This is a genomic window from Actinomadura rugatobispora (genome assembly GCF_042656285.1).
Taxonomy (GTDB): Bacteria; Actinomycetota; Actinomycetes; order Streptosporangiales; family Streptosporangiaceae; genus Spirillospora; species Spirillospora rugatobispora.
Genome location: NZ_JBHSON010000120.1, coordinates 1 through 24,198, shown reverse-complemented (window position 1 = coordinate 24,198; position 24,198 = coordinate 1). Strand labels below are relative to the sequence as shown.

23 protein-coding genes are annotated in these 24,198 nt (G+C 74.3%); 7 read left to right on the top strand and 16 right to left on the bottom strand.

Translation table 11 applies throughout. The features are described 5' to 3' along the window. Positions 1 to 11: 11 nt before the first annotated feature. Positions 12 to 596 carry a TIGR03086 family metal-binding protein gene (locus ACFPZN_RS49625; RefSeq protein WP_378291058.1) on the bottom strand — a complete coding sequence of 195 codons (585 nt, stop codon included), beginning with the start codon at positions 594 to 596 and terminating at the stop codon, positions 12 to 14. A gap of 127 nt (positions 597 to 723) precedes the next feature. Here ACFPZN_RS49625 and ACFPZN_RS49620 point away from each other — a divergent pair, with 127 nt between their 5' ends. Both ACFPZN_RS49620 and ACFPZN_RS49615 read left to right on the top strand, forming a co-directional pair. Further along, the gene (locus tag ACFPZN_RS49620; protein ID WP_378291056.1) at positions 724 to 1,566 is read left to right on the top strand and encodes a DUF6597 domain-containing transcriptional factor; all 843 of its coding nucleotides are present in this window, start codon (positions 724 to 726) and stop codon (positions 1,564 to 1,566) included. Between the two features lie 68 nt (positions 1,567 to 1,634). After that, the gene (locus ACFPZN_RS49615) at positions 1,635 to 2,261 is read left to right on the top strand and encodes an NUDIX hydrolase (RefSeq protein ID WP_378291054.1); all 627 of its coding nucleotides are present in this window, start codon (positions 1,635 to 1,637) and stop codon (positions 2,259 to 2,261) included. A gap of 48 nt (positions 2,262 to 2,309) precedes the next feature. On the opposite strand, the gene ACFPZN_RS49610 is transcribed toward ACFPZN_RS49615, so the two are convergent. Continuing rightward, positions 2,310 to 3,320: a methyltransferase gene (locus ACFPZN_RS49610; protein ID WP_378291051.1), complete on the bottom strand. Its 1,011-nt coding sequence runs from the start codon at positions 3,318 to 3,320 to the stop codon at positions 2,310 to 2,312. A 186-nt stretch (positions 3,321 to 3,506) separates the two neighbouring features. On the opposite strand from ACFPZN_RS49610, the gene ACFPZN_RS49605 reads away from it, so the two are divergent. Then, complete coding sequence (locus ACFPZN_RS49605; protein WP_378291049.1) at positions 3,507 to 4,139, top strand: GmrSD restriction endonuclease domain-containing protein; 633 nt, start codon at positions 3,507 to 3,509, stop codon at positions 4,137 to 4,139. Positions 4,140 to 4,193: 54 nt separating this feature from the next. Here the strand turns inward: ACFPZN_RS49605 and ACFPZN_RS49600 are convergent, their stop codons facing one another. Continuing rightward, a complete protein-coding gene (locus tag ACFPZN_RS49600) occupies positions 4,194 to 4,700 on the bottom strand; it encodes an HAD domain-containing protein (RefSeq protein ID WP_378291047.1) in 507 nt (168 codons plus the stop codon). Between the two features lie 98 nt (positions 4,701 to 4,798). On the opposite strand from ACFPZN_RS49600, the gene ACFPZN_RS49595 reads away from it, so the two are divergent. Then, positions 4,799 to 5,653 (top strand): class II glutamine amidotransferase, encoded by an 855-nt coding sequence (locus tag ACFPZN_RS49595; protein WP_378291045.1) that lies wholly within the window; start codon positions 4,799 to 4,801, stop codon positions 5,651 to 5,653. A gap of 71 nt (positions 5,654 to 5,724) precedes the next feature. Further along, entirely contained in the window at positions 5,725 to 6,543 is an 819-nt protein-coding gene (locus ACFPZN_RS49590; protein WP_378291043.1) for a PIG-L family deacetylase, read from the top strand. 12 nt (positions 6,544 to 6,555) lie between these two features. Here ACFPZN_RS49590 and ACFPZN_RS49585 read toward each other — a convergent pair whose 3' ends face one another. The 5 genes from ACFPZN_RS49585 to ACFPZN_RS49565 all read right to left on the bottom strand — a co-directional run bounded on the left by ACFPZN_RS49585 (position 6,556) and on the right by ACFPZN_RS49565 (position 11,802). Continuing rightward, a complete protein-coding gene (locus tag ACFPZN_RS49585; protein WP_378291040.1) occupies positions 6,556 to 7,719 on the bottom strand; it encodes an ARPP-2 domain-containing protein in 1,164 nt (387 codons plus the stop codon). After that, a complete protein-coding gene (locus ACFPZN_RS49580; RefSeq protein WP_378291038.1) occupies positions 7,719 to 9,158 on the bottom strand; it encodes a hypothetical protein in 1,440 nt (479 codons plus the stop codon). The genes ACFPZN_RS49585 and ACFPZN_RS49580 overlap by 1 nt, the downstream gene beginning before the upstream one ends. A 187-nt stretch (positions 9,159 to 9,345) precedes the next feature. Beyond that, positions 9,346 to 9,705: a VOC family protein gene (locus tag ACFPZN_RS49575; protein ID WP_378291036.1), complete on the bottom strand. Its 360-nt coding sequence runs from the start codon at positions 9,703 to 9,705 to the stop codon at positions 9,346 to 9,348. A gap of 52 nt (positions 9,706 to 9,757) precedes the next feature. Next, a complete protein-coding gene (locus ACFPZN_RS49570; protein ID WP_378291034.1) occupies positions 9,758 to 10,513 on the bottom strand; it encodes a TetR/AcrR family transcriptional regulator in 756 nt (251 codons plus the stop codon). Beyond that, the gene (locus ACFPZN_RS49565) at positions 10,510 to 11,802 is read right to left on the bottom strand and encodes an acyl-CoA dehydrogenase family protein (RefSeq protein ID WP_378291032.1); all 1,293 of its coding nucleotides are present in this window, start codon (positions 11,800 to 11,802) and stop codon (positions 10,510 to 10,512) included. The genes ACFPZN_RS49570 and ACFPZN_RS49565 overlap by 4 nt, the downstream gene beginning before the upstream one ends. A 151-nt stretch (positions 11,803 to 11,953) precedes the next feature. Here ACFPZN_RS49565 and ACFPZN_RS49560 point away from each other — a divergent pair, with 151 nt between their 5' ends. Beyond that, positions 11,954 to 13,024: a phosphotransferase family protein gene (locus ACFPZN_RS49560; protein WP_378291030.1), complete on the top strand. Its 1,071-nt coding sequence runs from the start codon at positions 11,954 to 11,956 to the stop codon at positions 13,022 to 13,024. 15 nt (positions 13,025 to 13,039) lie between these two features. On the opposite strand, the gene ACFPZN_RS49555 is transcribed toward ACFPZN_RS49560, so the two are convergent. Genes ACFPZN_RS49555 through ACFPZN_RS49525 form a run of 7 tightly spaced genes read right to left on the bottom strand, consistent with a single transcriptional unit; the run spans position 13,040 to position 21,949 of the window. Beyond that, complete coding sequence (locus ACFPZN_RS49555; RefSeq protein ID WP_378291028.1) at positions 13,040 to 13,447, bottom strand: DUF1257 domain-containing protein; 408 nt, start codon at positions 13,445 to 13,447, stop codon at positions 13,040 to 13,042. A gap of 14 nt (positions 13,448 to 13,461) precedes the next feature. Next, on the bottom strand, positions 13,462 to 15,069 hold the full coding sequence (locus ACFPZN_RS49550) for an Hsp70 family protein (RefSeq protein ID WP_378291026.1): 1,608 nt from the start codon (positions 15,067 to 15,069) through the stop codon (positions 13,462 to 13,464). Between the two features lie 49 nt (positions 15,070 to 15,118). Then, entirely contained in the window at positions 15,119 to 17,527 is a 2,409-nt protein-coding gene (locus ACFPZN_RS49545; protein WP_378291024.1) for a hypothetical protein, read from the bottom strand. Next, on the bottom strand, positions 17,524 to 19,581 hold the full coding sequence (locus ACFPZN_RS49540) for a hypothetical protein (RefSeq protein WP_378291022.1): 2,058 nt from the start codon (positions 19,579 to 19,581) through the stop codon (positions 17,524 to 17,526). The genes ACFPZN_RS49545 and ACFPZN_RS49540 overlap by 4 nt, the downstream gene beginning before the upstream one ends. Positions 19,582 to 19,584: 3 nt before the next feature. Next, positions 19,585 to 21,123: an AAA family ATPase gene (locus ACFPZN_RS49535; RefSeq protein WP_378291020.1), complete on the bottom strand. Its 1,539-nt coding sequence runs from the start codon at positions 21,121 to 21,123 to the stop codon at positions 19,585 to 19,587. Further along, on the bottom strand, positions 21,120 to 21,740 hold the full coding sequence (locus ACFPZN_RS49530) for a 4Fe-4S cluster-binding domain-containing protein (protein WP_378291018.1): 621 nt from the start codon (positions 21,738 to 21,740) through the stop codon (positions 21,120 to 21,122). The genes ACFPZN_RS49535 and ACFPZN_RS49530 overlap by 4 nt, the downstream gene beginning before the upstream one ends. Continuing rightward, entirely contained in the window at positions 21,737 to 21,949 is a 213-nt protein-coding gene (locus ACFPZN_RS49525) for a DUF2997 domain-containing protein (protein WP_378291016.1), read from the bottom strand. Before ACFPZN_RS49525 ends, ACFPZN_RS49530 begins: the two co-directional genes overlap by 4 nt. A gap of 166 nt (positions 21,950 to 22,115) precedes the next feature. Between ACFPZN_RS49525 and qcrB the strand changes: the two genes are divergently transcribed. After that, positions 22,116 to 23,621: a cytochrome bc1 complex cytochrome b subunit gene (qcrB, locus tag ACFPZN_RS49520; protein WP_378291014.1), complete on the top strand. Its 1,506-nt coding sequence runs from the start codon at positions 22,116 to 22,118 to the stop codon at positions 23,619 to 23,621. Between the two features lie 16 nt (positions 23,622 to 23,637). On the opposite strand, the gene ACFPZN_RS49515 is transcribed toward qcrB, so the two are convergent. Further along, positions 23,638 to 24,198, bottom strand: a 561-nt coding sequence (locus ACFPZN_RS49515) for an SDR family NAD(P)-dependent oxidoreductase (RefSeq protein ID WP_378291012.1), incomplete at its 5' end; no start/stop codon positions are given.

Sequence of the window (24,198 nt, the reverse complement as noted above, 5' to 3'; positions counted from 1 at the left end):
GGAGGGGCCGGTCAGGGCTTCCAGTACGGGTCGCGCCCGGAAAGCCCCAAGAGCCGGTCAAGGAGCGGCGCCGACTCGGGGACCTCGACGCGCTCGCCGAACGCCTTGTACTGCCGTCCCATCTCGGCGGTGGGCTGCAGCTGCTCGTAGGCGGCGGCGACCAGGTCCCCGGGGATGACGGCGGTGTCCTGGCCGGTGGCGACGGCCAGGTCCCAGCCGTGCAGGACGCATTCGCCGAGCATCATGCCGCCGATGACGGGGGCGGGCATGCCCTGGGGGTTGCCGGTGAGGCTGGTGCTGCCCTCCCAGGCCGCGGGGTCGGTCCACGCCTCGGCCATGGCGCGGGCGCGCTCGGTGTAGAGGGCGGCCCAGTCGCCGTCCGCGGTGAAGTCGTGCCCTTCGTCCACGCCGGCGGGCGGCTGCTCCTTGCGCGCGGCCGTCGCCGCCGGCCCGGCCCAGTAGGTCATGTGGTTGACCAGTGCCCGCACGTCCCAGCCGGGGCAGGGGGTCGGCGCGTCCAGCCGGTCCGCCGGGACGCCCCGGACGATCCGCGCCGACGTCTCGGCCGCGGGCACCATCAGGCTCCGGAATTCCATCTCGCCCTCGCCTCTTTCTCGCTCATCCGTTCGAAGAGCTTTCCACGCTAGAGCGGGCCCGGCGGCCGGTCTTGTAGAAACGCGACAGGCCGCCGCGGCACCGGCGCGCACGCCCTAGCCTGGGGGAATGTCCCGGATTCTGCCCAGTAGCACGCGCGGCATCCTGAACGCCCGCGCGGCGCTGGAGAGCTTCCAGGTCACCAGGATCGCGCCCGCCGCGGAGCTGGCGCCGTTCGTGGACCACTACTGGGTGCTGGTGTGGGACCTGCGCGGCCGCGAGCCGCACCGGCAGCGGGTCCTGACTCGGCCGGCCGTCCACATGACGTTCACCAGCTACCTGACTTCCGGGACGACCCGGGACCGGGTGGTGGGCGTGGTCCGGGACGGCTTCGCGGAGGAGATCGCCGACGAGGGCCGGGTGGTCGGCGCGGCGTTCCGGCCCGGCGGGTTCCGGCCCTTCCTCGGCGCCCCGCTGTCCACGATCACCGGCCGGACGCCGCGCGTGCACGAGGTGTTCGGCGCGGCGGGGCGCGAGCTGTGCGCGGACGTCTTCGGCAGTCCCGGCGCGGAGGGCGCCGTCGCGCGGCTGGAGGCGTTCCTGCTCGGCCGGCGCCCGGCCGGGGCGGACCCGCGGGCGGGCCTCGCCGCCGGGATCGTGGCGCGGATCGCCGAGCGGCCGGGCCTGGTCCGCGTGGACGACCTGGCGGCCGACGTGGGCGTGGGCCCGCGCAGCCTGCAGCGGCTGTTCCAGGAGTACGTGGGCGTCGGCCCCAAGTGGGTGATCCGGCGGCACCGGATGCTGGAGGCGGCGGAGCGGGCCGCCGCGGGCGCCCCGGTGGACTGGCCGGCGCTGGCGGCCGAGCTCGGCTACGCCGACCAGGCCCATTTCATCCGCGACTTCACCGCCTCGGTGGGCACCTCCCCGGCCCGGTACGCCCGGGACCAGCGCGAGGCCCCCGCGGGCCGCTGACGCGCCGTCCGCGTCCGCGGAGGCACGCCGGGCGAGCGGCCCGCCCGGCAGGCTGAGAAGATCGGTGGATGACGGATCCCCTCGTGAGCCTGCCCGCGTTCCGGGAGGCCGCCGCCGAGCGGCTCGGCGCCTTCGCCCACACCACCGTCCCCGACTCCCCCGGTTCCCGCCGCGCCGGAGTGGTGCTGTGCGTCGTCGAGCACGAGGGCGTCCCCTCGGTGATCCTGATCAAGCGCGCCTACCGGGGCCGGAACGCGGGCCAGTGGGGGCTGCCCGGCGGGCGGATGGACGAGGGCGAGACGCCCGAGGAGGCCGCCCTGCGCGAGTTGCGGGAGGAACTGGGGCTGGCCGTCGGGCCCGCCGAGGTGCTCGGCAGGCTCGACGACTTCCCCGCCGCCTCCGGGTTCTCGATCACCCCGGTGGTGGCGGCGCCGTCCGATCCGGGCCCGCTGCGCCCCAGCCCGGACGAGGTGCACTCCGTCCACCACGTGAGCCTGGCCCGGCTCGCCGCCGACGACACGCCGCGCTGGGTGCCGCAGATCGACGGCGGGCACCTGCTGCAGATGCGGCTGCGCCCCGACTGGGTCGTGCACGCCCCGACCGGGGCGATGCTCTGGCAGTTCCGCGAGGTCGTGCTGCTCGGCCGGGAGGCCCGGGTCGCCGACTTCCTGCAGCCCGACTGGACCCGCAACTGAGCCCCGCGCCCCCGGAAAGGCCGCGGGCTGGGGCCACGCCGCGGATCGTCAGGCGGGCGCGGCCTCGATCACGCGGTACCCGGACGGCGGGAGCGGGCCGGTGATGGCGGTGAGCCCGAACCCGGCGGCGCCGAGCAGGTCGCGGAAGTCGCGCTCGGTGCGCTCGCGCCCGCGCAGCACGACGAGCATGTTGATGTCGGACATCACGTTCCCGGAGTCCTCCGGCGTCACCACTTCCGGCATCACGAACTCCACCAGCAGCACCCGCGCGTCCGGGCGCATCGCCTCGCGGCACCTGCGCAGGATCGCGGCGGCCTTCTCGTCGTCCCAGTCGTGGACGACGCTCTTGAGCACGTAGGCGTCGGCCCCCTCCGGCACGGACTCGAAGAAGTCACCGGAGACGACCCGGCACCGGTCGGCCACGCCCGCCTCGTTCAGGGTCCGCTCCGCGCCCGCGTGCCCGGCGGGGAGGTCGAACAGGATTCCGCTCGCGTCCGGCACGGCGCCCAGGATGGCGGCCAGCAGGGTGCCGTCGCCGCCGCCCAGGTCGGCGATGGTGCGGAAGCGGCCGAAATCGCCGTTCTCGACGACGGCCGGTGCGACCGCGCGGGTGTGCTGGGCCATGGCGGTGTTGAACGTTCCCGCCAGTTCCTCGTTCGCCGCCATGAATTCGAACGATGTCATTCCGGTGACGCGTTCCCAGGCGGGTTCACCGCTGCGCAAAGTGCCGACAAGATCGCCCCAGGAGTTCCACACCTCCGGCCCGCAGAAAAGCCTGACGAGCCCGCGCACCGATCCCGGGTCGTCGCTTTTCAGGCCCGCGCCCAGCGGGGTGAGCTCGAAGAGGTCGGTGTCCCGCTGCTCCACCACCCCCAGAGAGGCGAGGGCGCGCAGCAGCCGCCGCAGTGAGGGCGCGTGGGTGCCGGTCTCCTTGGCCAGGTCCTCGCCGGTGCGGGGCCCGGCGGCGAGCGCGTCGGCCACCCCGGTCTCGGCCGCCGCGTACAGGACCTGCGCCGGCATGAAGCCGTAGGCCAGGTCGAGAAGCGGTGATCGGCCCATGGTCGTCTCCCTTCGTCGGTCGTCGAAGGGGACGTTAGACGGCGCCGCGACACGCCGTATTGGACGAATGTGACCGCCCCGGCTCGTAACAAACCCGTGATCTTGCCGGAAGCGAACAGACATTTCCGGTTTATCCAGCTAACTAACGCTTGAACGGAGGATGCTCCCAAGCTGGAGGAGGAACCCGTGAAACGCACGGGCATCACCGTCACCGCTCTCGCCGCCGCGCTGACCGCCACCGCGGCGCTCGCGCCCGCGGCCCACGCCGCACCGCCCGCCCCGCCGGGGAAGGCCGTCACCCTCGAGCACCTGGCGGCGCTGACCGTCGCCGCCGAGGGGTCGTCCACGGGCTACGACCGCGACAAGTTCCCGCACTGGAGCACGGTCTCGGGCGCCTGCAACACCCGCGAGATCGTCCTGCAGCGGGACGGGACCAACGTCCAGACCGACTCCAGCTGCGCCGCCGTCTCCGGGAGCTGGTACAGCCCGTACGACGGCGCCACCTGGACCCAGGCGTCCGACGTCGACATCGACCACATGGTCCCGCTGGCCGAGGCCTGGCGGTCGGGGGCCAGTTCCTGGACCACCGCGCGCCGGGAGGGCTTCGCCAACGACCGCGCCAGCTCCCAGCTGTGGGCCGTCACCGACAACGTCAACCAGTCCAAGGGCGACCAGGACCCGGCCGAGTGGGTCCCGTCGCGCACCGCCTTCCGCTGCATGTACGCGCGGTCCTGGACGGACGTGAAGTACCGCTACGGCCTCACCGTGGACTCGGCCGAGAAGTCGGCCCTGACCAACCTGGTCAACAGCTACTGCTGACCCGCCCGCGGCCCCGGGCCCGGCCCGGGGCCGCGCCGGCGGAGATGACGATCATCAGGCGTCGGGGGTCCGGGCGCGGAGCCATTCCAGGGCGCGCTCGATGTGCTCCTCGGTCAGCCCCGCCTGAGGCTCGACGGAGACGAGCAGGTGATCGCCGACGCCCGGCTCGGCGGCGATGCGGTCGGTCGCGTCGGGCTCGTCCTCGAACCACACGAACGGGCGGCCGCCGGTCCAGGCGGCGACGTGGCGGGCCTTCCAGGAGCCCAGCGAGACGCCCTCGGTGATCCCCGGGAACCGCGGAATCGGGACGAACGGCAGCTCGGGCAACCCGACCCTGGGCCCGATCCAGGTGTTGGCGTGGTCGCACCAGTAGCTGGCCCAGGCCAGCTCGGCGCCCGCGGCCTCGACCAGGTCGAGCAGCATGCGCCCGTGGCCGGCGTTCAGCCACAGCTTGTAGGTGATGCCGTTGGGCGAGCACCGCACGCGCCGGAACCCGCGATGCGGCCGCTCGAACGGGTTGAGCACGCCATCGACGTCCAGCAGCACCACCGGGGACCCCATATCCGGACCGTACGCCATCACCGGCCGCCCGTCGAAGACCTTTCCGCGCGCCGGGGGGCGGCCTGGTCGCGCCGCGGCGCGTGGGTCATGGTGGAAGCATGTGCCGACTCTTCGGGATGACCACCGGCGGGCCCCGGGTGCGGGCCACGTTCTGGCTGCTGGACGCGCCCCAGAGCATGCGCGCGCAGAGCCGCAGGATGCCCGACGGCACGGGGCTGGGATGGTTCTCGCTCGGCGACGAGCCCGTCCGGGACCGGGCCCCGGTCGCCGCGTTCGAGAACACCGACTTCGCCTCCGAGGCGCGCAACGTCGTCTCCCACACCTTCGTCTCGCACGTGCGGTACGCCTCGACCGGCCGGGTCAGCGTCCACAACGCGCACCCGTTCGACATGAACGACCGGCTGTTCGCCCACAACGGGGTGGTGCAGGGGCTCGGCGTGCTGGAGTCGTGGCTCACCGACGTGGACCTGGCGCTGATGGAGGGCCAGACCGACTCCGAACTGGTCTTCGCCTACATCACCGCGGAGATCAGGCGGCACGGCGACACGACGGCGGGCCTGATCGCGGCGATCCGGCGGATCACGGCCGAGCTGCCGGTCTACTCGCTCAACATCCTGCTGGCCGAGGCGCACCGGATCTGGGCGCTGCGCTACCCCGAGCCCAACGAGCTGTGGGTCCTGGCGCCCGAGCTGGAGCGGAGGGCCCGGCACCTGCACGCGGGGCACCAGCCCGGGAGCCTGGACGTGACGTGCGTGGACGGCGAGCGCCACACCCCCGCGTACGTGATCGCCAGCGAGCGGATGGACGAGGACCCCGGCTGGCGGCTGCTGCGGTCCGGGGAGCTGCTCGTCGTGGACGGGCTCACCGCCACGTCGCTGTACCCGTTCGAGGCCCCGGCGCGTCCCCTCACCGCGGCCGACCTGTCCGCCGCGGAGGCCTCGTCGCAGGCGTGAGTCCCGGCGGCCGTGGGCACTGTCGGTGGCGGGCCATAGAGTGGGCCGGGCGATTCGGTTGAGGAGATCAGATGGAACCCCAGCTCACCCTGATGGCGGTGCACGCGCACCCCGACGACGAGGTGCTCGGCACCGGCGGCCTGCTGGCCCGCTGCGCGGAGGAGGGCATCCGCACCGTCCTGGTGACGTGCACGAACGGTGAGGCGGGCGACGACGCGGGCGGCCTCAAGCCGACCGATCCCGGTCATGACGCGGCCGGGGTGGCGCGGCGGCGGCTGGCCGAGCTCCAGGAGTCGGCCGGGCTGCTGGACATCGGCCATGTCGAGCTGCTCGGCCACCGCGACTCGGGAATGGAGGGCTGGGACACCAACGGCCATCCGGAGGCGTTCGCGAACGTCCCGGTGGAGCAGGCGGCCAAGCGGCTGGCGGAGCTGATGGAGCGCTACCGCCCGCAGGTCGTGGTCACCTACGACGAGAACGGCGGCTACGGGCATCCCGACCACATCCAGGCCCACCGGGTCGCGGTCGCCGCGGCCGAGTCCACCGGGATCCCCGACAAGCTCTACTACACGGCGGTCCCGCGCTCGGGCGCCCGGCAGCTGATGGAGTTCCTCAAGCTGGCCGGCGAGGACCTGGCCGGGGTCGAGCTCCCCGACGACTTCGGCGTCCCGGACGAGATGATCACCAGCGTGGTGGACGTGTCGGCGTACGTGGAGCGCAAGGTCAAGGCGCTGGAGGCGCACGCGAGCCAGGGCGAGAACATCTTCCTGCTGCGGCTGCCGGAGGAGGCCCGGCGGCTGGCGCTGGGCGCGGAGGTCTTCATCCGCCACTTCTCCCGGGTCGACGCCCCCGACCACGAGGACGACCTCTTCGCCGGCCTGCGCGGCTGACCCCCCGGCGGGTCAGGTGCCGGGGGCGGGCATGCCGCGGCGGGCCTGGGCGCGGTAGTGGTCCAGGACGTCCTGCCGCAGTAGGTAGCCGAAGCCCGCGCGTTCCAGGCGCAGGCCCAGACCGGCGGCGTCGGTGCCGAGGGCCTTCGCGGTCGTCTCCAGGTTCCAGCCGTGGGCGGCGAGGCGGGTGAGGAGGTAGCCGCGGCGGACCTGGGTGTCCGACAGCCGGAACGACTTGAGGTAGGCGATCCGGCCCTTCCTGCGGGTGATGACCTCGCCGATGTGGTTCTCGCGGCGCGGTGAGAAGGCGGGCATGAAGCGCCCGAGCTCGAAGCCGTTGAGATGCTGGACGGCCCGGTAGCCGCCGTCCGGGTCGAACAGGCCGCCCGCCATGACCGTGTCGTGGAACGACGCCCACTCGTCCTGCCGCAGCCCCGCCTGGGCCCGCAGGTCCGCCAGGGAGCCGACCCGGGTGTCGTCGATGCGCACGCTCATTTCGGCGGCGGGCAGGTTGAGCAGCCCGTACTGGTAGATCGTCTCGCCGAACAGGTCCTCCACCAGGGTGGCGTGCAGCGCCCGGTAGTCGTCGGGGTGCGGGACGACGAAGGCGCTGGCCAGGGCATCGGCGACGTACACCATGACGCCGCACTGGCCGGGGTGGACCTCGAACACGCCGAGGGCGTCCTCCAGGCCCCGCACGTGCAGGCCCAGGAAGGTCCGCTCGGCCCGGGGCGACAGCCCGCCGCGCAGCGCCCGCTGCGACCATTCCTCCCAGGCGATCTCCGGGCCGCCGAAGTGCAGCGCGAGGTAGCCCTCGACGGCCAGGTGCAGCGGCAGGAACCGCAGCCGGTCCTTGGCGACGCGGCGCGCCATCCGCCGCCGGACCCTGACCGGCAGGGACGCCGGGGCGATCCCGGCGTCGTCCTTCTGCAGCATCCGGGTGCCGTACGAGGCCGCGGGCCCCTCGGTGTTCGCCCAGGTCGCGACGTAGGCGTGGGGGATGAACGCGGTGTAGACGGTGCGGTCGCCCACGGCCACCACCGAGGGGTCGTCGTAGACGTGGCGGTGCAGCCGCAGGTTCTCCACCGGCTCCTCGCGCACGAGCGGGACGAGCCGGACCGACCCCCAGGCCTGGGCGGGCCGGGTGGACAGGCCGGCCAGCGTGAGGTTCTTCATCATCGGCTCCCGGTGAACCGCGCGACGCGCTCGTCGAGGTAGGCGCGGACGTCCCCGAGCCCGGCCCGGCCCTCGGCGAAGCGGGCCAGCTCGACCAGGGTGGGCAGGTCCTCGGCGTCCCGGATGCCGGCGGTGGGCACGGTCGGCGCGAGCCGGCGCACGTCGAAGTCGTCGGCGTCGTACACCGGGTTGAGATGGGTGACGGCGACGCGGCGGCCGGGGTCGAGCCGGGTGCGCCACACCCGCAGGACCTCGGCGGCCAGGCCGGGCGGGGCGTTGTCCCAGCCGTCGGAGACGATCACGAGGCGTTCCGGGGCGGTGTCGAGGGCGTCCAGGATCCGCTCCCCCAGCGGCGAGGGCCCGAACGGGTACAGCAGCAGCTCGTCGGTGCGTCCCGAGACCCACAGCGGCGTGTACCGGGACGCGAGGGCCCGCAGGAGGTGGTGGCAGGCCAGCGCCACGGCCAGGGGGCGGCGGCGCTTCTGCCCGGAGCCGGTGGTGGAGAAGCTGTCGTCCAGGACGGCGGTGACGCGGCCCCACTGACCCGCCAGGGGCCCGGCGGCGCGGCGGGCGGCGGCGCGCAGGGCCGTGGTCAGCTCGTCGCGGCGCCTGACCCGGTCGTCGAGGGGCAGCGCCAGGACGTAGGTGGCGAGCCTGGTCAGCGGCATGGCCGACAGGTCGGCGGCGACGGCGTCCGCCTTGTGCGCGCGGGCGTTCTCCTGGAGGCGGAGGCGCTCCAGGCGGGTCATGCGCGGCTCGATGCGCTCCAGGAAGACCTTGCGGGGGATGCCGTGCTTGGCCGCGAAGCCCTCGGCGACCGTGTAGGGCAGGTCGTACAGGGCGGCCTGCTCGTAGTGCGCGCGCCGCCAGGTCTCGAACATCGGCGTGCGGAACCTGCCGCCGCGGCGCGGCGCGAACAGGAACGCGCCCAGCTCGCCGCGGGTCGCGCCGTCCTCGGGCAGGCGGAGGTGGGCGTGGCGGACGACCTCCCGCACCGCGCCGCGGTACTTGACGGCGTCGAAGGCCGGGTCGGGGCGGGAGGCCATCCACTCGCGGAGGATCGCGCGGGTGCGGCGGTTGTTCACGCCGACCTGGCGCAGCTCGCGGAACACCCGCAGCACGCGCTGCGGCGGCAGCAGCCGCAGCCGGGCGGAGATCAGCCGCCCCTCGGCGCGGCGGCGGTCGGCGGGGACGTCGGAGGCGTACACGAGCAGGTTGCGGACGATCAGCGCGGCGTTGTGGTCGTTGACGTCCAGCGCGAGCGCCGCCGCGTACAGCTCGCGGTAGTTGGCGAGCATGTACTCGTGCAGGAAGTCCAGCGAGAGCCGCTGGCCGTGCTCGTCGTGGTGGAACTCGCGCTGGCCGGTGGAGGTGATGGCGGCGTTGACGAACATCAGCACGTCCTCGCAGGCGACCAGGTCCGCCAGCGTCTCGCCCATGCCCCGTCCCCGCCCCCGCCTCGCACGATCCCCGGGTGCCGGCCGGGGAATGGGGGCGCGAACAGCGAATCACCGCTTGTAAAGAACGAGTTCCGGAAGTCGCACCGGAGTCCCGCGGCCGGCTCACGCACCGTAGCACCGCCGAGCGGGGCGAATCCGCCCATTTTCAACGGGCCGAGGGGATCGGTCAGGGGCGGTAGGTGCCGAAGTACCAGATGTTGCCCTCCAGGTCGCGGGCCGCGTAGTCGCGGGAGCCGTACGGCTTGTCGGCGAGCCCCGCGGTGATCTCCGCCCCGGCCGCCCGCGCCCGGTCGTGGTGCGCGTCCGGGTCGTCGACGGCCACGTAGATGCCGACGCCGCCGGCCTCGGCCTGCGAGATCATGACGATGCCGGTGTCGTAGCGCATCTCGGCGTGCACGATGCGGTCGCCCTCCCTGGCGACCTCGTGGGTGACGAACCCGAAGGCCCGTTCCAGCCACTCCATGGCCTTGGCCGGGTCGGTGTAGTGGACGAGCGGGTAGAAGGTCTGCCTGGGCATGTCGGTCATGTCGTTCCCCCTGGTCGTAGCGGATGACATGCCCAGTCTGCGGGACGCCCCCTCACCCCGTCTTGGACGAATGTGACCCGGGCGAAGGCGACCCGGGCGAAGGCGATCCGGGCGAAGGCGATCCGGGCGAAGGGGAGCGGGCGGCGTCGCGTTCGGCGGCCAGGCGGCGGGTCTCGGCCGAGACGGGCGCGCCCAGGATCGCGGTGACCACGTCGATCAGGTAGCTGGTGAACAGGCGGTCGTCGGTGCGCGGCCCCGAGCGGGCGCGGCGGCCCAGCTCGATCGAGGCGTGCAGCAGGGCGGTGAAGCGCCGGTGCAGGCGCGCCGCGTCCTCCTCCAGCAGCGGCAGCACCAGCATCCGCCACCGGTAGATGCTGTCGGAGGGGTCCTCCAGCGCCGCCGTGGACAGGAGCGGGTCGGGACGGTTGTGGACGGCCGCCCAGATCTGCAGGAAGTCGCGTCCGCCCTCGTCGGCGAGGAGGGCGGCCAGCGGCCGCACCAGCGCCGCCGCCAGCGCCCGCGGGTCGTCCAGGCCCGCCGACTCGTAGGCGTCCAGCAGGGCGTGCCGGCGCGCCTCGATCTCGGGGCGGTGCCGGGCGACGATCGCGCGGACGATCCCCGGCCGCCCGCCGAAGTGGTACTGGACGGCGGTGGCGTTGCGCGCCCCGGCGGCCTGGTTGATCTCGCGGAGGCTGACCGCGTCCAGGCCGCGCTCGGCGTACAGGCGCTGGGCGGCGTCCAGCAGCCGCTCCCGCGTCGACGCGGGAGCGGCCGCGGAGGCCGCCGGGCCGGAAGGCGTGTCGGTCACTCGTTCCCTACGGCTCGTTCCAGGGCGTCGGCGTAGCGCGCGCGGGCCGCCTCGCGCCGGGTGGGCAGGTGGCCGCTGGGCCACAGCCCCTCGACCGGCTCGTAGTCTCGCAGAATCTGCCGGGCCACCGTGATCTTGTGGACCTCGGTGGGCCCGTCGGCGATCGCCATCGACTGGGCGCCCAGCAGCATGCCGGTGAACGGCATCTCCCCCGACACGCCGAGCGCGCCGTGCAGGTGCATGGCCCGCTGGACGACGTCGTGGAACACCTTGGGCATGGCGGCCTTGACGGCGGCGATGTCCTTGCGGACCTTGCGGTAGTCCTGGTGCTTGTCGATGAGCCAGGCGGTGCGCAGCACCAGCAGCCGGAACTGCTCGATCTCGATCCAGCTGTCGGCGATCTTCTCCCGCGTCATCTGGAGCTTGGACAGGGGGCCGAACCTGGTCTGCCGCGACACCGCCCGCTCGCACATCATGTCGAACGCCTTGCGGACCTGGGCGATGGTGCGCATGGCGTGGTGGATGCGGCCGCCGCCGAGCCGGGTCTGGGCGATGGCGAACGCGCCGCCCTCCTCCCCGAGGAGGTTGCCGGCGGGCACCCGGACGTCCTCGTAGCGCAGGTAGCCGTGGGAGCCCTCGCGGCCCGTGCCGACGCCGACGTTGCGGACGATGGTCAATCCCGGCGTCCCGGCGGGCACGATGAACATCGACATGCCCTCGTAGGCGTTCACGTCCGGGTCGGTCACGGCCATCACGATGATGAAGGCGGCGTGCTTGGCGTTGGAGGAGAACCACTTCTCGCCGTTGATGACCCAGCCGTCGCCGTCGCGCTCGGCGCGGGTGGTGAACATCGTGGGGTCGGAGCCGCCGTGCGGCTCGGTCATCGAGTACGAGGAGGAGATCTCGCCGTCCAGGAGCGGCGCGAGGTAGAGCTTCTTCTGCTCCTCGGTGCCGAAGTGGGCGATGATCTCGGCGTTGCCGGAGTCGGGGGCCTGGCAGCCGAACACCGAGGGCGCGAAGCGGGAGCGGCCCAGGATCTCGTTCAGCAGGGCCAGCCTGACCTGGCCGTAGCCCTGGCCGCCGAGGTCGGGGCCGAGGTGGCAGGCCCACAGCCCGCGCTCCTTGACCTGCTGCTGCAGCGGGCGGACCAGTTGCCTGAAGCTGGGGTCGGCCTTGTCGTACGGGTCGCCGAGGACCAGGTCGAGGGGCTCGACCTCGTCGCGGACGAAGGCGTCGGCCCAGTCGAGCAGTTCCTGGTACTCGGGGTCGGTGTCGAAGTCCCAAGCCATGCCGGCCTCCCTCTCTGATGCGGCGCCGCGGGTGCGCCGCGGGCGTCTCCCAACGATAATGTGCCTATCTGAATGATTAATGCAAGTGCATCACTGTTACTCTCCGCATCGAGGGGCACACCCCCGTATGGCCTTGCCTAGGAGGAACGCCGTGCAGCAGCCCGCAGAGATCGAGCGCGCGCTCGTGGACTTCGACGTGCTCGACGCCTGGATGACCGGGCGCGACCTGCCCGGCGGCCCGTTCGAGGACGTCCGGCTGCTCAGCGGCGGGACGCAGAACGTGCTGCTCCGCTTCCGCCGCGGCGGCCGCGACTACGTGCTGCGCCGCGGTCCCCGCCACCTGCGCACCCGCACCAACGACGTGCTGCGCCGCGAGGCGCGGGTGCTGACGGCCCTGGGCGGCACGGACGTCCCCGCACCGCGCGTGATCGCCGCCTGCCCCGACGAGAACGTCATGCACGGCGCGGTCTTCTACCTCATGACGCCGGTGGAGGGCTTCAACGCCACGGTCGCCCTGCCCGAGCCGCACGCCTCCGACCCGGTGATGCGGCACGCGATGGGCCTGCACGCCGCCACGGCGCTGTCCGCGCTGGGCGCCGTCGACCACGAGGCGGTGGGGCTGGCCGACTTCGGCAAGCCGGAGGGGTTCCTGGAGCGCCAGGTCGGACGCTGGATGTCGGAGCTGGAGGGTTACGGCTCCCTGGAGGGCTACCCCGGCCCCGAGATCCCCGGCCTGGAGCGGGTGGCGTCGTGGCTGGAGGCCAACCGCCCCACCACGTGGCGGCCGGGCATCATGCACGGCGACTACCACCTGGCCAACCTGATGTTCTCCCCGACCGGCCCGGAGGTCGCCGCGATCGTCGACTGGGAGATGTGCACGATCGGCGACCCGCTGCTCGACCTGGGCTGGCTGCTGGCCACCTGGCCCGGCCACGGCGACGAGAGCGCCTCGCTGGCCGGCCCGCTCGGCGCGGCGGGCGGCCTGCCCGGGCCGGGCGAGCTGGTCACCGCCTACGCCGGGCGGGCCGCCGCGACCGCGGGCCGCGACCTGGCGTCGATCATCTGGTACGCGGTGCTCGCCTGCTTCAAGCTCGGGATCGTCCTGGAGGGCACGCACGCCCGCGCGTCCGCGGGCAAGGCGCCCAAGGAGACCGGCGACCTGCTGCACTCGATCACCCTCGGCCTCTTCCGCCGCGCCGAGGCCTTCATCGCCTCCGAGTAGGTCGCGGCAGGGGGCTCAGACGGTGCGGCGGAGCGTGATGCGGCGGGTGCCGTCGCGGTCGACCTCGTCGGTGGCGATCTCGAAGCCGTGCGTCTCGGCGTACCGGACGGTCGCGGCGTACCCGTAGGCGCGGGCCACCTCCGTCAGCCACGCCGCCCCGTACCGGGTCCGGTCGTACTCGCTGACGATCGCCTCGAACGCCCCGTCGCCACGGCGCGCGAAGCCGATGTCGTTGCTGGCGCTCCCGACGTGCCGGCGGCGGACGATCACCTCGGCCCGTTCGGGGCGGGCGTCGCCCCGGTAGCCGTACAAGGTCTGCGGGGCGTCGTGCACCTCCACCTCACCGAACCCGACGGCGGCGAGGGCGGCGGCGAGCAGGTCGGGTTCGCGGAGCGCGGTGCGGACGCGGGTGAAGTGGGACATCGGCGGGGAACCTCTCAGGCGAGTCGGACGACCGGGTGCCCCTCCAGCACCCAGACGCGGCGGACGAGGTCGAAGGCGGAGACGGTCAGCCGCTTCTGCGGGTCGACGCGGAAGTCGAGCCGGAACCGGTCGGCGCCGGCCGCGGCGGGCGGGTCGGCCTCCAGGAACGTGGGGGTCTCCTCGTTCAGCCAGACCATGGCGCGCTCCTGCTTGCGCTGCGCGGTGACCTGCACGGCGCGCGCCCCGCCGGCGGCGTCGAACACGATCTCCAGGTCGGCGGCGTCCCGGTGGGTGGCGTGGGCGAGCTCGTAGATGGCCAGGCCGAGGCGGCGCTGGCCGTCCCGGACGGCCCGGATGCCCAGCGACCTGACCGGTTCGGGCGTCGGGTACGGGGTGCCGGACTCCACCAGCGGCTCGAACCCGTAGACGCCGGTCTCCTGGTCGACGTGCCGGATGACGTAGTCGTGCTGGATGTGGTCATGCAGCTCGTGGCCGCCCGCGATGCCGGCCGCGCCCGCCGCGACGGCCTCCAACGGCCGGTCCAGATGCACCGATTCCGGGTCGAACTGCAGCGCGATCGCGTCCCGGACGGCCGGGATCAGGCTGCTGCCGCCGACCAGGAACATCCCCGCCATCTCCCCGGCCGGGTACCCCTTGGCCGCGGCGCCGTCGAGGACCTTGCGCAGCGTGCGGGTGACCCGTCCCAGGACGTCGCGCTCGCGCAGCATCCGGTCGAACGCGCTGCGGGTGATCTCCGCGGCGTAGCGGCGCCCGGTGACCGGGTCCACGGCCCCGATCTCCGCGGCGTCCTCGCGGGCGAGGGCGACCTTGGCGGACTCGGCCGAGGCCAGCAGCGCCCGGAACACCCGGTTGCGGGCCACCGCGTCGGCGTGCGACAGCCCCGCCTCGTCGGCCGCGTGCTCGGCCAGCAGCGCGTCGATGTGGTTGCCGCCCAGGTCGACGCCCGCCTTGGCGACGACCCGCACGCCCGGCCCGCCGCCGGCCAGGCCGCGCTCGGGGTCCTGGACGCGGACGGCGGAGACGTCGAGGGTCCCGGCGCCGAAGTCGAACACGCAGAAGACCTGGCCGGGGTTCATCCGGGCGCTGTAGCCGACGGCGGCGGCGGTGGCCTCGTCCACCACCCGGATCCGGGCCGGGCCGTCGGCCACCTCGCGGACCAGCCAGTCGCGGTAGGTGTCGAAGGCCTCGACCGGCGCGGTCGCCACGATCTCCAGGTCGTCGGCGCCGGCGGCGAGGGTGGCCAGCGCCATGACGTCGCCCAGGAAGCGGGCGGCCGCCTCCCGCCCGGAGATCTTGCGGTCGCCGACGGGGCGGGGGATGTCGGCGGCCCGCCCGGTGAGGTTGCTCTTGGTCGACTGGAAGACGGTGACGCCGGGCCGCGCCGCCAGCTCCGGCGTGACCTGCGCGCCCAGCCAGCGCCGTTCGCCGTCGGCGTCGTAGGCCAGCAGCGACGGCACGACCCGCTGCCGGACGCCGCGCGTCCCCTCGCGCAGCAGGTCCGCCCCTTCCAGCGGGACGGGCTCGCCCCGCCCCAGGGTCTCGTCCCAGCGGGCGACGACGGTGTTGGCCGTCCCGAAGTCGAGGCCGATCCGCGCTGTCATGTCTCCCTCTCCCCAGGTGCGTTCTCGCCGGCGGCCGGACCAGTGTGCGTCATGGCCGCGCCTCCGGTCTCCCCAAGGCGATGTCGTCGACGGCGCCGATGTCGTGGGCGGCACCGCCGGGAAGGCCCAGCGCGATGTCGTCCCCGAACCGCACGCGCAGGCACAGCCGCAGCAGCCGCAGCGGCTCGGCCACCGAGTCGGCGAGGGAAGGGAAGGCCAGCACCTCTTCGACCTTCGCCAGATCGGACGGTGTGGCCTCGGCCAGCGGACGGTGCAGCAGGGACCCGAGCCGGTCGCCGAACCACTCGTCCACCCGGATCTCGTTGTGCAGGTCCGAGACCAGGCGCTCCCCCATGGGCGTGGCCGACAGGCGCCATCCGGCGTCCGCGTTCCGGCCGTGATCGGTCACGGGCGAGGGCGCCTCCAGCAGCGAGGCGGCGTCGGCGAAACGGGGGTGGGCGCCGGTGGTCCAGGCGACCAGGCCCTGCAGCGGCAGCGCCCGGAGCTGGTAACCCGGGCTCAGGGGCCTGCGGTCCTCCTCCACGAGGGAGTTCCCGGAGATCAGCCACCGGTGCATGTGTTTGCCGTCGGCGGTCACCAGCTCCCTTTCCGACACGAAGGCGAACTCGCGGGTGCGCGGGACTTCCGGCACCGCCGCGAACGCGATCCTCTGGCCGGTCTCCCCGTCGAGGACGGCGATCCCGCCGGGGCCCGCCACGGCGATGCGGCCCGACCGCCACTCGACCCCGAACGCGAAGGGCCCCAGCCGAGGAAGCCCCAGCTCGCCGGCCTCGACGGTCAGGGACGGGTGGGTGTAGGGCGGCCGGAACAGCCGGACGCCGGAGAACGAGACGACCGCCACCCCGCCCGGCACGGGCAGGATCTGGCCGACTCCGCGGTCCTCGGTGGCGATGAGGTGCCGCTCGCCGTCCGCGTACCGCACCAGCGGCCCGAGCGAGTCGCCGACGACCGCGAGGACGGCGTCGCCCGTGTGCGCGAAGAACCGCCACCCCCGCTCGTGGACGATCGGCTGGTGCCCGGGGTGGTCGACGGCGGCCGTCTCGTACTCGGCGAGGGTGTCACCGCTGGGCAGGGCGATGTCGAGCAGGCGGATCGGCCGGAAGGTCGGGGGGAGAATGAGGGTCACGGCCAGCCGCCTGCCGTCCGGCGAGATGGCGACGCGGCGGGTCTGCGCCCCGCCGCCGAGGGCGATCTCCATGGCGGGGGCGTGGGTGAGGAGGGCATCGCGCAGGACGGCGGGCCCGCTCGGGCCTGGATCGCGCAGCCGCCGGAACAGCTCGTCGCGCTCGTCGTGCGTGCCACCGGCGGCGGCGTCCTCGCCCGACGGGCGCCAGCTCGGGGAGATCCGGCGGGCCACCTCGCCCGCCTCCAGCGGCGCCACGTCGAGCGCCAGCCGCCACAGCCGCGGCCAGTCCTCATCGGCGGCCAGCCGGTCCACCAGCCGGGTGCGCTCGCGCACGCCGCGCGGCCGGGCGGAGGGCCGGGCCGCCAGGTCGCGGATCCGCTCGAGTTCGCCCGCCTCGGTGAGCGCCTCCAGCACCCGGGCGCGCAGGGCGTCGCCGGCGCCCGCGTACCCGGCGGCCAGCAGGGAGCCGTCGGGGTCGGACGCGCGGAGCTGCTCGATGTCCCCGAGGAGCAGGCGGAAGACGGCGCACTCCCCCGGATCGTCGGGCAGCAGTTCGCGCTCACGGCAGGTGCGCGCCAGCCGGGGCAGGAGGTGGCCGGGAGTGGCGTCGTCGAGGAGGCCGCGGCACAGGGCCTCGGCGGAGGCCAGGCCGAGCGCCAGCATGCTCAGCGCGTGCTCCGGCTCGGCCTGCTCGGGGGCGGGCCATCCTGCGCCGAGCAGGTAGCCGCCCAGCGGTTCCGACGGTTCGTCCAGCCACCGGCTCCAGAGGAACTCCAGCGCTCCGTCCGACGGGCGGTGCGGGTTGCGGAGCAGTTCCCGCTCGAGCGGACCGGGGTCGGAGAGCTCGTGCACCAGGCGCCAGAGGGCTTCGAGCAGCGCGCCGTCATCGGTGGCGCAGAAGCGGGCGGCGTCCGCGCGTACGGCGTCGTCGCCGTCCAGGAGGAGGCCGGGCACGCAACGGACGTCGGCGGGCCCGCAGACCTCCGCCAGGCGGCCCTGCAGGGCGGCCGACTCCCATCGGGACTCGCCCCACGCCGCGGGGACGTCGAGTGCGCGGGCCACCTCGCGCAGCTCCGGGTCGCGCCGCCGCGCCCAGGCTTCGGCGACGAACTCCTGCGCCTCCACGCGGCGCACGTGGCCCGCGTGCTCCTCATCGGATGCCAGCCGGAGGAGGGCGGGCTGCACGGGGCCGAGAGGCCCCCTCGCCACGAGGCGCCTCCAGGCGCGGTCGGCCCCGCGGGTCGGCGCGCCGTCCTCGCCCGTGCGGCCGGTCGCGCGGATCCTGCGCTCGCGGGCGTTCCGCCCCATCATCGCGTCCCCTCCCGCGTGCCGAGGGCGATGTCGTCGTCGCCGCCGGGCCCGGGCGGGACGGCCGAAATGTGGATCTCGGTGGCCAGCCGGTGCTCCAGGCGCAGCCACAGCACCTCGGCCAGCGGGCGGGCCGCGGCCGTCGCCGGGTCGCCGCGGACCAGCTCGATCCGGCGGAGATCGCGGGAGCCCAGCTCGCCGGGCCACCGCCGGGCCATGATCGCGACGTCGACCGCGTGCGGGGCGTCGGCGACGGCGATGTCGCCGCCCGCGGTGAGCGCGTGCACGGCGCCGTCCGGGCTGCCCCACAGGGCGTCCCCGGTCCTGCCGTCCAGCTCCCGGACGCCGCCGGCGGGGCCGAGCGTCGCGGCGTCGAGGTAGCACACCTGGGCCGGACGCTCGTGGCGTCCCGGCTCCAGGACGGCCAGCTCGCCGCGGCCCCTGATCGAGACCGGATGGCGGCGCCCGGACAGCGGCTCCAGCGCGGCGGACGCCTCGGTCTCCAGCCCGCCGCCGGGCACCACGCGCATGCTCTCCACCCGAGAGGTCGCGGCGGACACTGCCACGATCCGGTCCGGGCCGAGGAAGCAGACCTCGTGCTCGCCCTGGACGGCCTCCGACCTGGCCAGCCGTGCGTACGGCCGCGTCCCGATGATCTGGAGGCGGGGGCCGTCGAGCACGAGCCGTCCCGTGCGCGGCTCGGCCGCCATCCGGTACGGCGCCGCCCCCTCCTGCAGCGGGGTGTTCCAGAACAGCTCGGTGTAAAGGGGGAACCCGCCGCGCGCCCCGCCGGAACCGTCGAAGTACAGGACCCTGGCGAGCGCCTCGCCGCCCGGCGCGCCGCTCACCTCCAGGGCCGCGAACCGGCCGTCGCCGAGCGCGGCCATCGCCGGGACCGTCCCCTCGAGTCCCCGCAGGACCACCTCGCGCATGTCGTCCTCGTAGCGGGTGATGCCGCGGCCCCTGACCGCGTCGGCCCGCCCCTGCCACGCGGCGGCGAACAGGGCGTCGCCGGTGTGGACGAGCGTGGCGGGGTGGCAGCGGTCGAGCCGTTTGTGCAGCAGCCGGTTCCCGCGCGCGGTGAGGTCGAAGACGTGCAGATGCCCGGGCCCGTCGCCGTCCTCGCGGGAGGAGACCGCCAGCCGCCGCCCGGACGGGTCGATCGACACCTCGGCGATCCGGCCGGGCACCGACAGCTCCAGCGCGCCCACCGACGCCAGCGCGCGCAGGCCCTCGGCCGCGGCCTGCGGGGTGAGCCGCGCGAGCGCCCCGAACACCTCCAGATCGGCGTCCCGGGGCCGCCACGCCGCCGCCTCCGCGCCGCCGCCGGTGAACAGGCGCATCGCCTCGACCGCGTGGACCAGCGGCAGGGTCGCGACGAGCCGCCACAGGTCGTCCCAGCGGCCGTGCCGAGCGTACTGCCCGGTGACGTGGCCGATCTCCTCGCCGCTCAGGCGCGTGCTGCGGTCCATCACGATCCGCAGCAGGTCCAGGTCGCCGTCGCCGATCACCGCGGTGCGGATCCGGGCGCGCTCGCGTTCGCCGGCCGCCTCGTAGGCAAGGGCCAGCAGCGACCCGTCCGGGTCGGCGGCCCGCCGGTCCTCCGGCCGCCGCGTCAGCAAGAGGAACACGCCGCGCCGCACCGGGTCGGACGGTACGAGGCCGTGCCGCGCGCACCACGCCGTGAGGCTCCCCACACGCCGGTCCTCGTCGGCGAGCGCGGCCTCGCAGACGGCGTCGACCACCTCCGGGACCGGATCGGCGAGGATCGCGGAGCGCGCCGCTTCCGCCACCGGGTGAAGGTGGCGGCGGGCGGACTCGGCGAGTGCCTCCGCCAGGTCCGCGCCGCGCTCCCCCAGCGCCACCCGGCTGAGCCCGCGCAGCGGCTCGGCGGACGCCGGACGGCCCGCCCGGACCAGGGCGTGCCGGATCCGGGCGGACTCGGGGCCCGCGCCGTCCTCCAGCCACCTCCGCCACAGCTCGTCCACGGCCGGCTGCGCGCCGCGGCGCGCCGCCCACAGCAGGCGGGCGGTGCGCAGCCTCCCGGTCGCTCCCATGGATCAGTCCAGCTCCAGCCGCACCTGCGACTTCTCGGCCACCGCGATCTCGGCGAACGACGCCGACTGCGCCCGGCCCTCGTGCAGCCACGCCCGCAGCCGCTCGATCACCTCGCGCTGGGAGCGGCTCAGCGGCACCGTGCGGCCGATCGCCGCCGTGAGGTCGGCGGTGCGCACGTCGCGCTCCTCGGCGAACGCGGCGTACATCGCGTCGATCACCGCCTGCTCCAGCTCGGCGCCGACGAAGCCGTCGGAGATCTGCGCGAGATGGTGGACGTCGAAGGCGCCCGGGTCGCGCCGCCGCTTGCGCAGGTGCACCCCGATGATCTCGCGGCGCTCCTCCTCGGTCGGCAGGTCGAGGAAGAACACCTCGTCGAAGCGGCCGCGGCGCAGCGTCTCCGGCGGCAGCGCGGTGATGTCGTTGGCGGTGGCGACCGCGAACACCGGCGCGGTCTTCTCCTGCATCCAGGTCAGCAGCGTGCCGAACACCCGCTGCGAGGTGCCGCCGTCCAGGTCGCCGGCGCCGAAGCCCTTCTCCAGCTCGTCGATCCACAGCACGCACGGCGCGATCGTCTCGGTGAGCTGCAGCGCCCGCCTGATCCGCTCCTCCGACTCCCCCACCAGCGAGCCGAACAGCGCGCCGACGTCCAGCCGCAGCAGCGGCAGCCGCCACATCCCGCCGATCATCTTGGCGGTGAGGCTCTTGCCGGTGCCGGGGATGCCGATCAGCGCCAGCCCCTTGGGCGCGGGCAGCCCGTAGTCGGCGGCCTCGGCGCTGAAGGCGCGCTCGCGCAGCGCCAGCCACCCCTTGAGGGCGTCCAGGCCGCCCACGTCGTCGATGGTCTCCTCGACGGAGAAGTACTCCAGCGCGCGGCTCTCCCGGATGACGGCCTTCTTCTCCTCCAGGACCGCGTCGATGTCGCGGTCGTCCAGAACGTCGTCCCGCACGATCGCCTTGGCGAACGCCCGCTTCGCCTGCGACGCGGTGAGCCCCAGCGCGGCCTGCGCCAGCTTGGCGCGGCCGTGCGGGGTCAGCTCCGACCGAACGCCCCGGGTGCCGCCGACCAGGTCGTCGAGCTCGCGGCGCAGCGCGTCCTCGGCGGGCAGCGGCAGCTCGACCACCACCGCGTCGTCGCGCAACTCCCCGGGGACGGTGTCCGCGGGCGTGGTGACGACCAGCGAGGAGCCGGTGAAGACCAGCTGCTGGGCCAGGTTGCGCAGCCGCCGCCGGATCCGCGGGTCCTTGCCCCAGAACTCGTGGAAGTCCTTGAGGACGTACAGGTCGCGCCGGTCGGGGTGCTTGAGCGCCAGCTCCTTGATCTTCTCCAGCGCGGTGCCCGGATCGGCGGCGTCGGGCAGCGGCCGGCCCGCCTTGGAGTCGAACCGGTCGGCGACGTCCCACACGACCAGGTCCGAGCCGGGGTCCCGGCCGCGGCGCACCTCGTCCAGGATCCGCAGGGCGCGCTGCTCCTCCACGGTGACCAGCACGATCAGCGACACCCGCGCCCGCAGGTAGAGCCCGATCTCGTCCCGTACGCTCATCGCAGCCCCTCCGCCGCCCTCGCCGCCATCGCCGTCGCCGCCCGCATTCCGGTGACCACCAGGCCGCCGTCGGGCGCGATCACCATCTCCGTCTCGGGCACGTCCTCGAAGTCGGCCGCACGGTAGCGGCCCGTCCGCGCCCAGTACATCTTGTTGGCCGACCCGCGCAGTCCGGCGCCCAGGTGGAGGCGCGGGTTGTAGCGTCCCGCGACGACCATGTCGGCGTCGGCCACCGCCGCCAGCCGGCCGGGGTCGGCCTCGATCTCCTCCCGGGTGAAGCCGGTGAGGCCAACCACGCCCAGGCCGCCGCGGGCGGTGACCTCGGCGCAGAACGCGGCGACCGCGGCGGGCTGCTCCAGCGGCTCGCCGCCGGTGAGGGTGACGCCCTCGATGTCGCCGGCGGCGGCCAGCGCGGCGGCGGCCAGCTCGCCGGCCGTGCGGACCGGCCCCTCGGGACGGTGCGTCTCGGGGTTGAAGCATCCGGGGCAGCCCAGCGAGCAGCCCTGGCTCCAGACGGTGAACCGCAGGCCGGGGCCGTTGGCGCGGCTGCGCGCGAGCACGCCGTGCACCCGCCACGGCACCGACCGGGGGGCACCGGTGCTCCCGGGCGGGGTCACCCCCACACCTGGTCGCGGCGATCCTGGCCGGCCTCCGCCTCGTCCTCGACGTACGCCTCGGCGGTCATCTCCCGGGTCTCCACGTCGCCGCCCAGCATGCGGACGAGGTCCTCGGTCTCCTCCAGGCAGCCCATCCCCGCGATGCCGTCGACGTGCATCCCGACCGTGCCGTCCGGCGCGATCGTGACCTCGATGTTCTGCTCCGCCATGCGCGTTCTCCTCGTACCCGGGCCATATCGGGGCGTACGGCCCCCGAGGGTTGGACGAACGGAAGATCGGCGAGGTTCGGACCGGTGCGGCGCCGGGGGCGGGCCCGGCCGGATTCGGCCACGACCCCTTGTAGTACTACATGCTGTCGTACTACGGTCGGTCGTAGTGATCGACGACCGACCGGAGGCGGGCGCGATGGCGGGCATGACCGGTGCGGCGAACGCCCTCGACACCAGGCTCGGCGTCGCCGGCTTCGCACGCCGCGCGGCCCGCAAGGTCTTCCCTGACCACTGGTCCTTCCTCTTGGGCGAGATCGCGCTCTACTCCTTCGCGGTGCTGCTGCTGTCGGGCGTCTTCCTCACCCTGTTCTTCAAGCCGAGCATGGCCGAGGTCGTCTACGACGGCTCCTACGCGCCGCTGCGCGGGATAGAGATGAGCGAGGCGTACGCCTCCACGCTGCACATCAGCCTGGAGGTGCGCGGCGGCCTGCTGGTGCGGCAGATCCACCACTGGGCGGCGATCGTCTTCGTCGCCGCGATCATGGCGCACATGCTCCGGGTGTTCTTCACCGGAGCGTTCCGCAAACCGCGGGAGCTGAACTGGCTGCTCGGCTTCACCCTGTTCACGCTGGCCCTGGTCAACGGCTTCACCGGCTACTCACTGCCCGACGACCTGCTGTCGGGCACCGGGCTGCGGCTGGTGCTGGGCGCCGTGCAGTCGCTGCCGCTGGTCGGCTCGTACGCGGGCTTCCTGCTCCTGGGCGGCGAGTTCCCCGGCACGGACCTGGTGCCGCGCCTGTACATCCTGCACGTGCTGGTCGTCCCCGGGCTGATGCTCGCGCTGGTCCCCGTGCACGCGATCGTGCTGCCGTGGGTGCAGAAGCACACCGACCACCGGCGCGGCCTCAGCACGGAGAAGACCGTGGAGGGCAAACCGTTCTACCCGGTCTTCATGGCCAAGACCGCCGCGTTCTTCCTGTTCGTCGCGGGCGTGACCGCGCTGCTGGCCACGATCGCCCAGGTCAACCCGATCTGGCTGTACGGGCCGTACTCCCCCACCGCGATCAGCGCCGGCTCCCAGCCCGACTGGTACCTGGCCTTCGGCGACGGGGCGCTGCGGCTGATGCCCGGCTGGGACGTCACCGTCGCCGGGCACACCCTCGCGTTCGGCGTCATCGTCCCGCTGCTGGTCGTCACCGCCTTCATGACGGCGCTCGCGCTGTACCCGTTCATCGAGCGGCGGCTGACGGGCGACCGGGCGGTGCACCACGTCCTGGACCGCCCGCGCGACGCCGCCACCCGCACCGGAGCGGGCGCGGCGGGGATCGCCTTCTACGGCGTGCTGTGGGCCGCGGCGGGCAACGACATCATCGCCGAGCGGTTCCACCTGTCGCTGTTCGCGACCACCTGGTTCTTCCGCGCGGCGCTGTTCGTCGGGCCGGTCGTCGCGTTCGCGGTGACCCGCCGCGTCTGCCTGGGGCTGCGCCGCCGCGACATGCTCCTCCTCAAGCACGGGGTCGAGACCGGCATCATCGTCCGGCGCCCGTCCGGCGGGTACGTCGAACGCACCCGCCCGGTGCCCGAGGAGACCAGGATCAGGCTCGGCGCCCTCGAACTGGAGACGGCGCGGGAGGCGGCCGAGGATCCACAGGGCATCGCGGGCCCGCGCTGAGCCGGCCCCGCCCGCGTCAGGCGACGCCCTGCAGCCGCGTGAGCGGCGTCAGGCCGGCCAGGCGGGCGACGTCGCCGGGCGCGACGACCTCGCAGCGGATGCCGTACTCGGCCAGTTCGCGGCCCAGGCACCGGGTGAACTGGACGGCCGTAGCCCCGGACGCCGCCCCGACCGACAGCCGCGGGCGCGGCACCCGGACGGCCGCGTCGGAGGCCACCGTCACGATCGCGCCCGAACGGCGCGGCACCATGCGGCGGGCGACGGCCCGGGAGACCAGGAAGACGCCGGTCGCGTTCACCGCGAAGGTGTCGGCCCAGCCGTCCTCGCACAGCGCGGCGGGAGCGGGGCCGGGACGCAGGATGCCGGCGACGTTGACCAGGACGCCGATCGGGCCCAGGTCGCGCTCGGCGCGCTCGACGGCGTCCTCGACCGCGTCGCCGTCGAAGACGTCGCCGGGGCAGGCGAGGGCGCGGCCCGGTCCGAGGGCGGCGGCCAGCGCCCGGGCGGCGGCCGCGTCCCGGTCGAGGACGGCGACCGCCGCCCCGGCGGCGGCCACCGCGCCGGCGGTGTCGGCGCC

Excerpts from the sequence above, each read along its gene's own strand:
- ACFPZN_RS49555 (WP_378291028.1), bottom strand. The coding sequence starts at position 13,447 with ATGTCCCACTTCACCCGCGTCCGCACCGCGCTCCGCGAACCCGACCTG.
- ACFPZN_RS49580 (WP_378291038.1), bottom strand. The coding sequence starts at position 9,158 with ATGGGCGAGACGCTGGCGGACCTGGTCGCCTGCGAGGACGTGCTGATG.
- ACFPZN_RS49540 (WP_378291022.1), bottom strand. The coding sequence starts at position 19,581 with ATGGGAGCGACCGGGAGGCTGCGCACCGCCCGCCTGCTGTGGGCGGCG.
- ACFPZN_RS49575 (WP_378291036.1), bottom strand. The coding sequence starts at position 9,705 with ATGACCGACATGCCCAGGCAGACCTTCTACCCGCTCGTCCACTACACC.
- ACFPZN_RS49625 (WP_378291058.1), bottom strand. The coding sequence starts at position 596 with ATGGAATTCCGGAGCCTGATGGTGCCCGCGGCCGAGACGTCGGCGCGG.
- ACFPZN_RS49600 (WP_378291047.1), bottom strand. The coding sequence starts at position 4,700 with ATGGGGTCCCCGGTGGTGCTGCTGGACGTCGATGGCGTGCTCAACCCG.
- ACFPZN_RS49535 (WP_378291020.1), bottom strand. The coding sequence starts at position 21,123 with ATGAGCGTACGGGACGAGATCGGGCTCTACCTGCGGGCGCGGGTGTCG.
- ACFPZN_RS49550 (WP_378291026.1), bottom strand. The coding sequence starts at position 15,069 with ATGACAGCGCGGATCGGCCTCGACTTCGGGACGGCCAACACCGTCGTC.
- ACFPZN_RS49545 (WP_378291024.1), bottom strand. The coding sequence starts at position 17,527 with ATGATGGGGCGGAACGCCCGCGAGCGCAGGATCCGCGCGACCGGCCGC.
- ACFPZN_RS49620 (WP_378291056.1), top strand. The coding sequence starts at position 724 with ATGTCCCGGATTCTGCCCAGTAGCACGCGCGGCATCCTGAACGCCCGC.
- ACFPZN_RS49615 (WP_378291054.1), top strand. The coding sequence starts at position 1,635 with ATGACGGATCCCCTCGTGAGCCTGCCCGCGTTCCGGGAGGCCGCCGCC.
- ACFPZN_RS49585 (WP_378291040.1), bottom strand. The coding sequence starts at position 7,719 with ATGAAGAACCTCACGCTGGCCGGCCTGTCCACCCGGCCCGCCCAGGCC.
- ACFPZN_RS49525 (WP_378291016.1), bottom strand. The coding sequence starts at position 21,949 with ATGGCGGAGCAGAACATCGAGGTCACGATCGCGCCGGACGGCACGGTC.
- ACFPZN_RS49595 (WP_378291045.1), top strand. The coding sequence starts at position 4,799 with ATGTGCCGACTCTTCGGGATGACCACCGGCGGGCCCCGGGTGCGGGCC.
- ACFPZN_RS49610 (WP_378291051.1), bottom strand. The coding sequence starts at position 3,320 with ATGGGCCGATCACCGCTTCTCGACCTGGCCTACGGCTTCATGCCGGCG.
- ACFPZN_RS49590 (WP_378291043.1), top strand. The coding sequence starts at position 5,725 with ATGGAACCCCAGCTCACCCTGATGGCGGTGCACGCGCACCCCGACGAC.
- ACFPZN_RS49565 (WP_378291032.1), bottom strand. The coding sequence starts at position 11,802 with ATGGCTTGGGACTTCGACACCGACCCCGAGTACCAGGAACTGCTCGAC.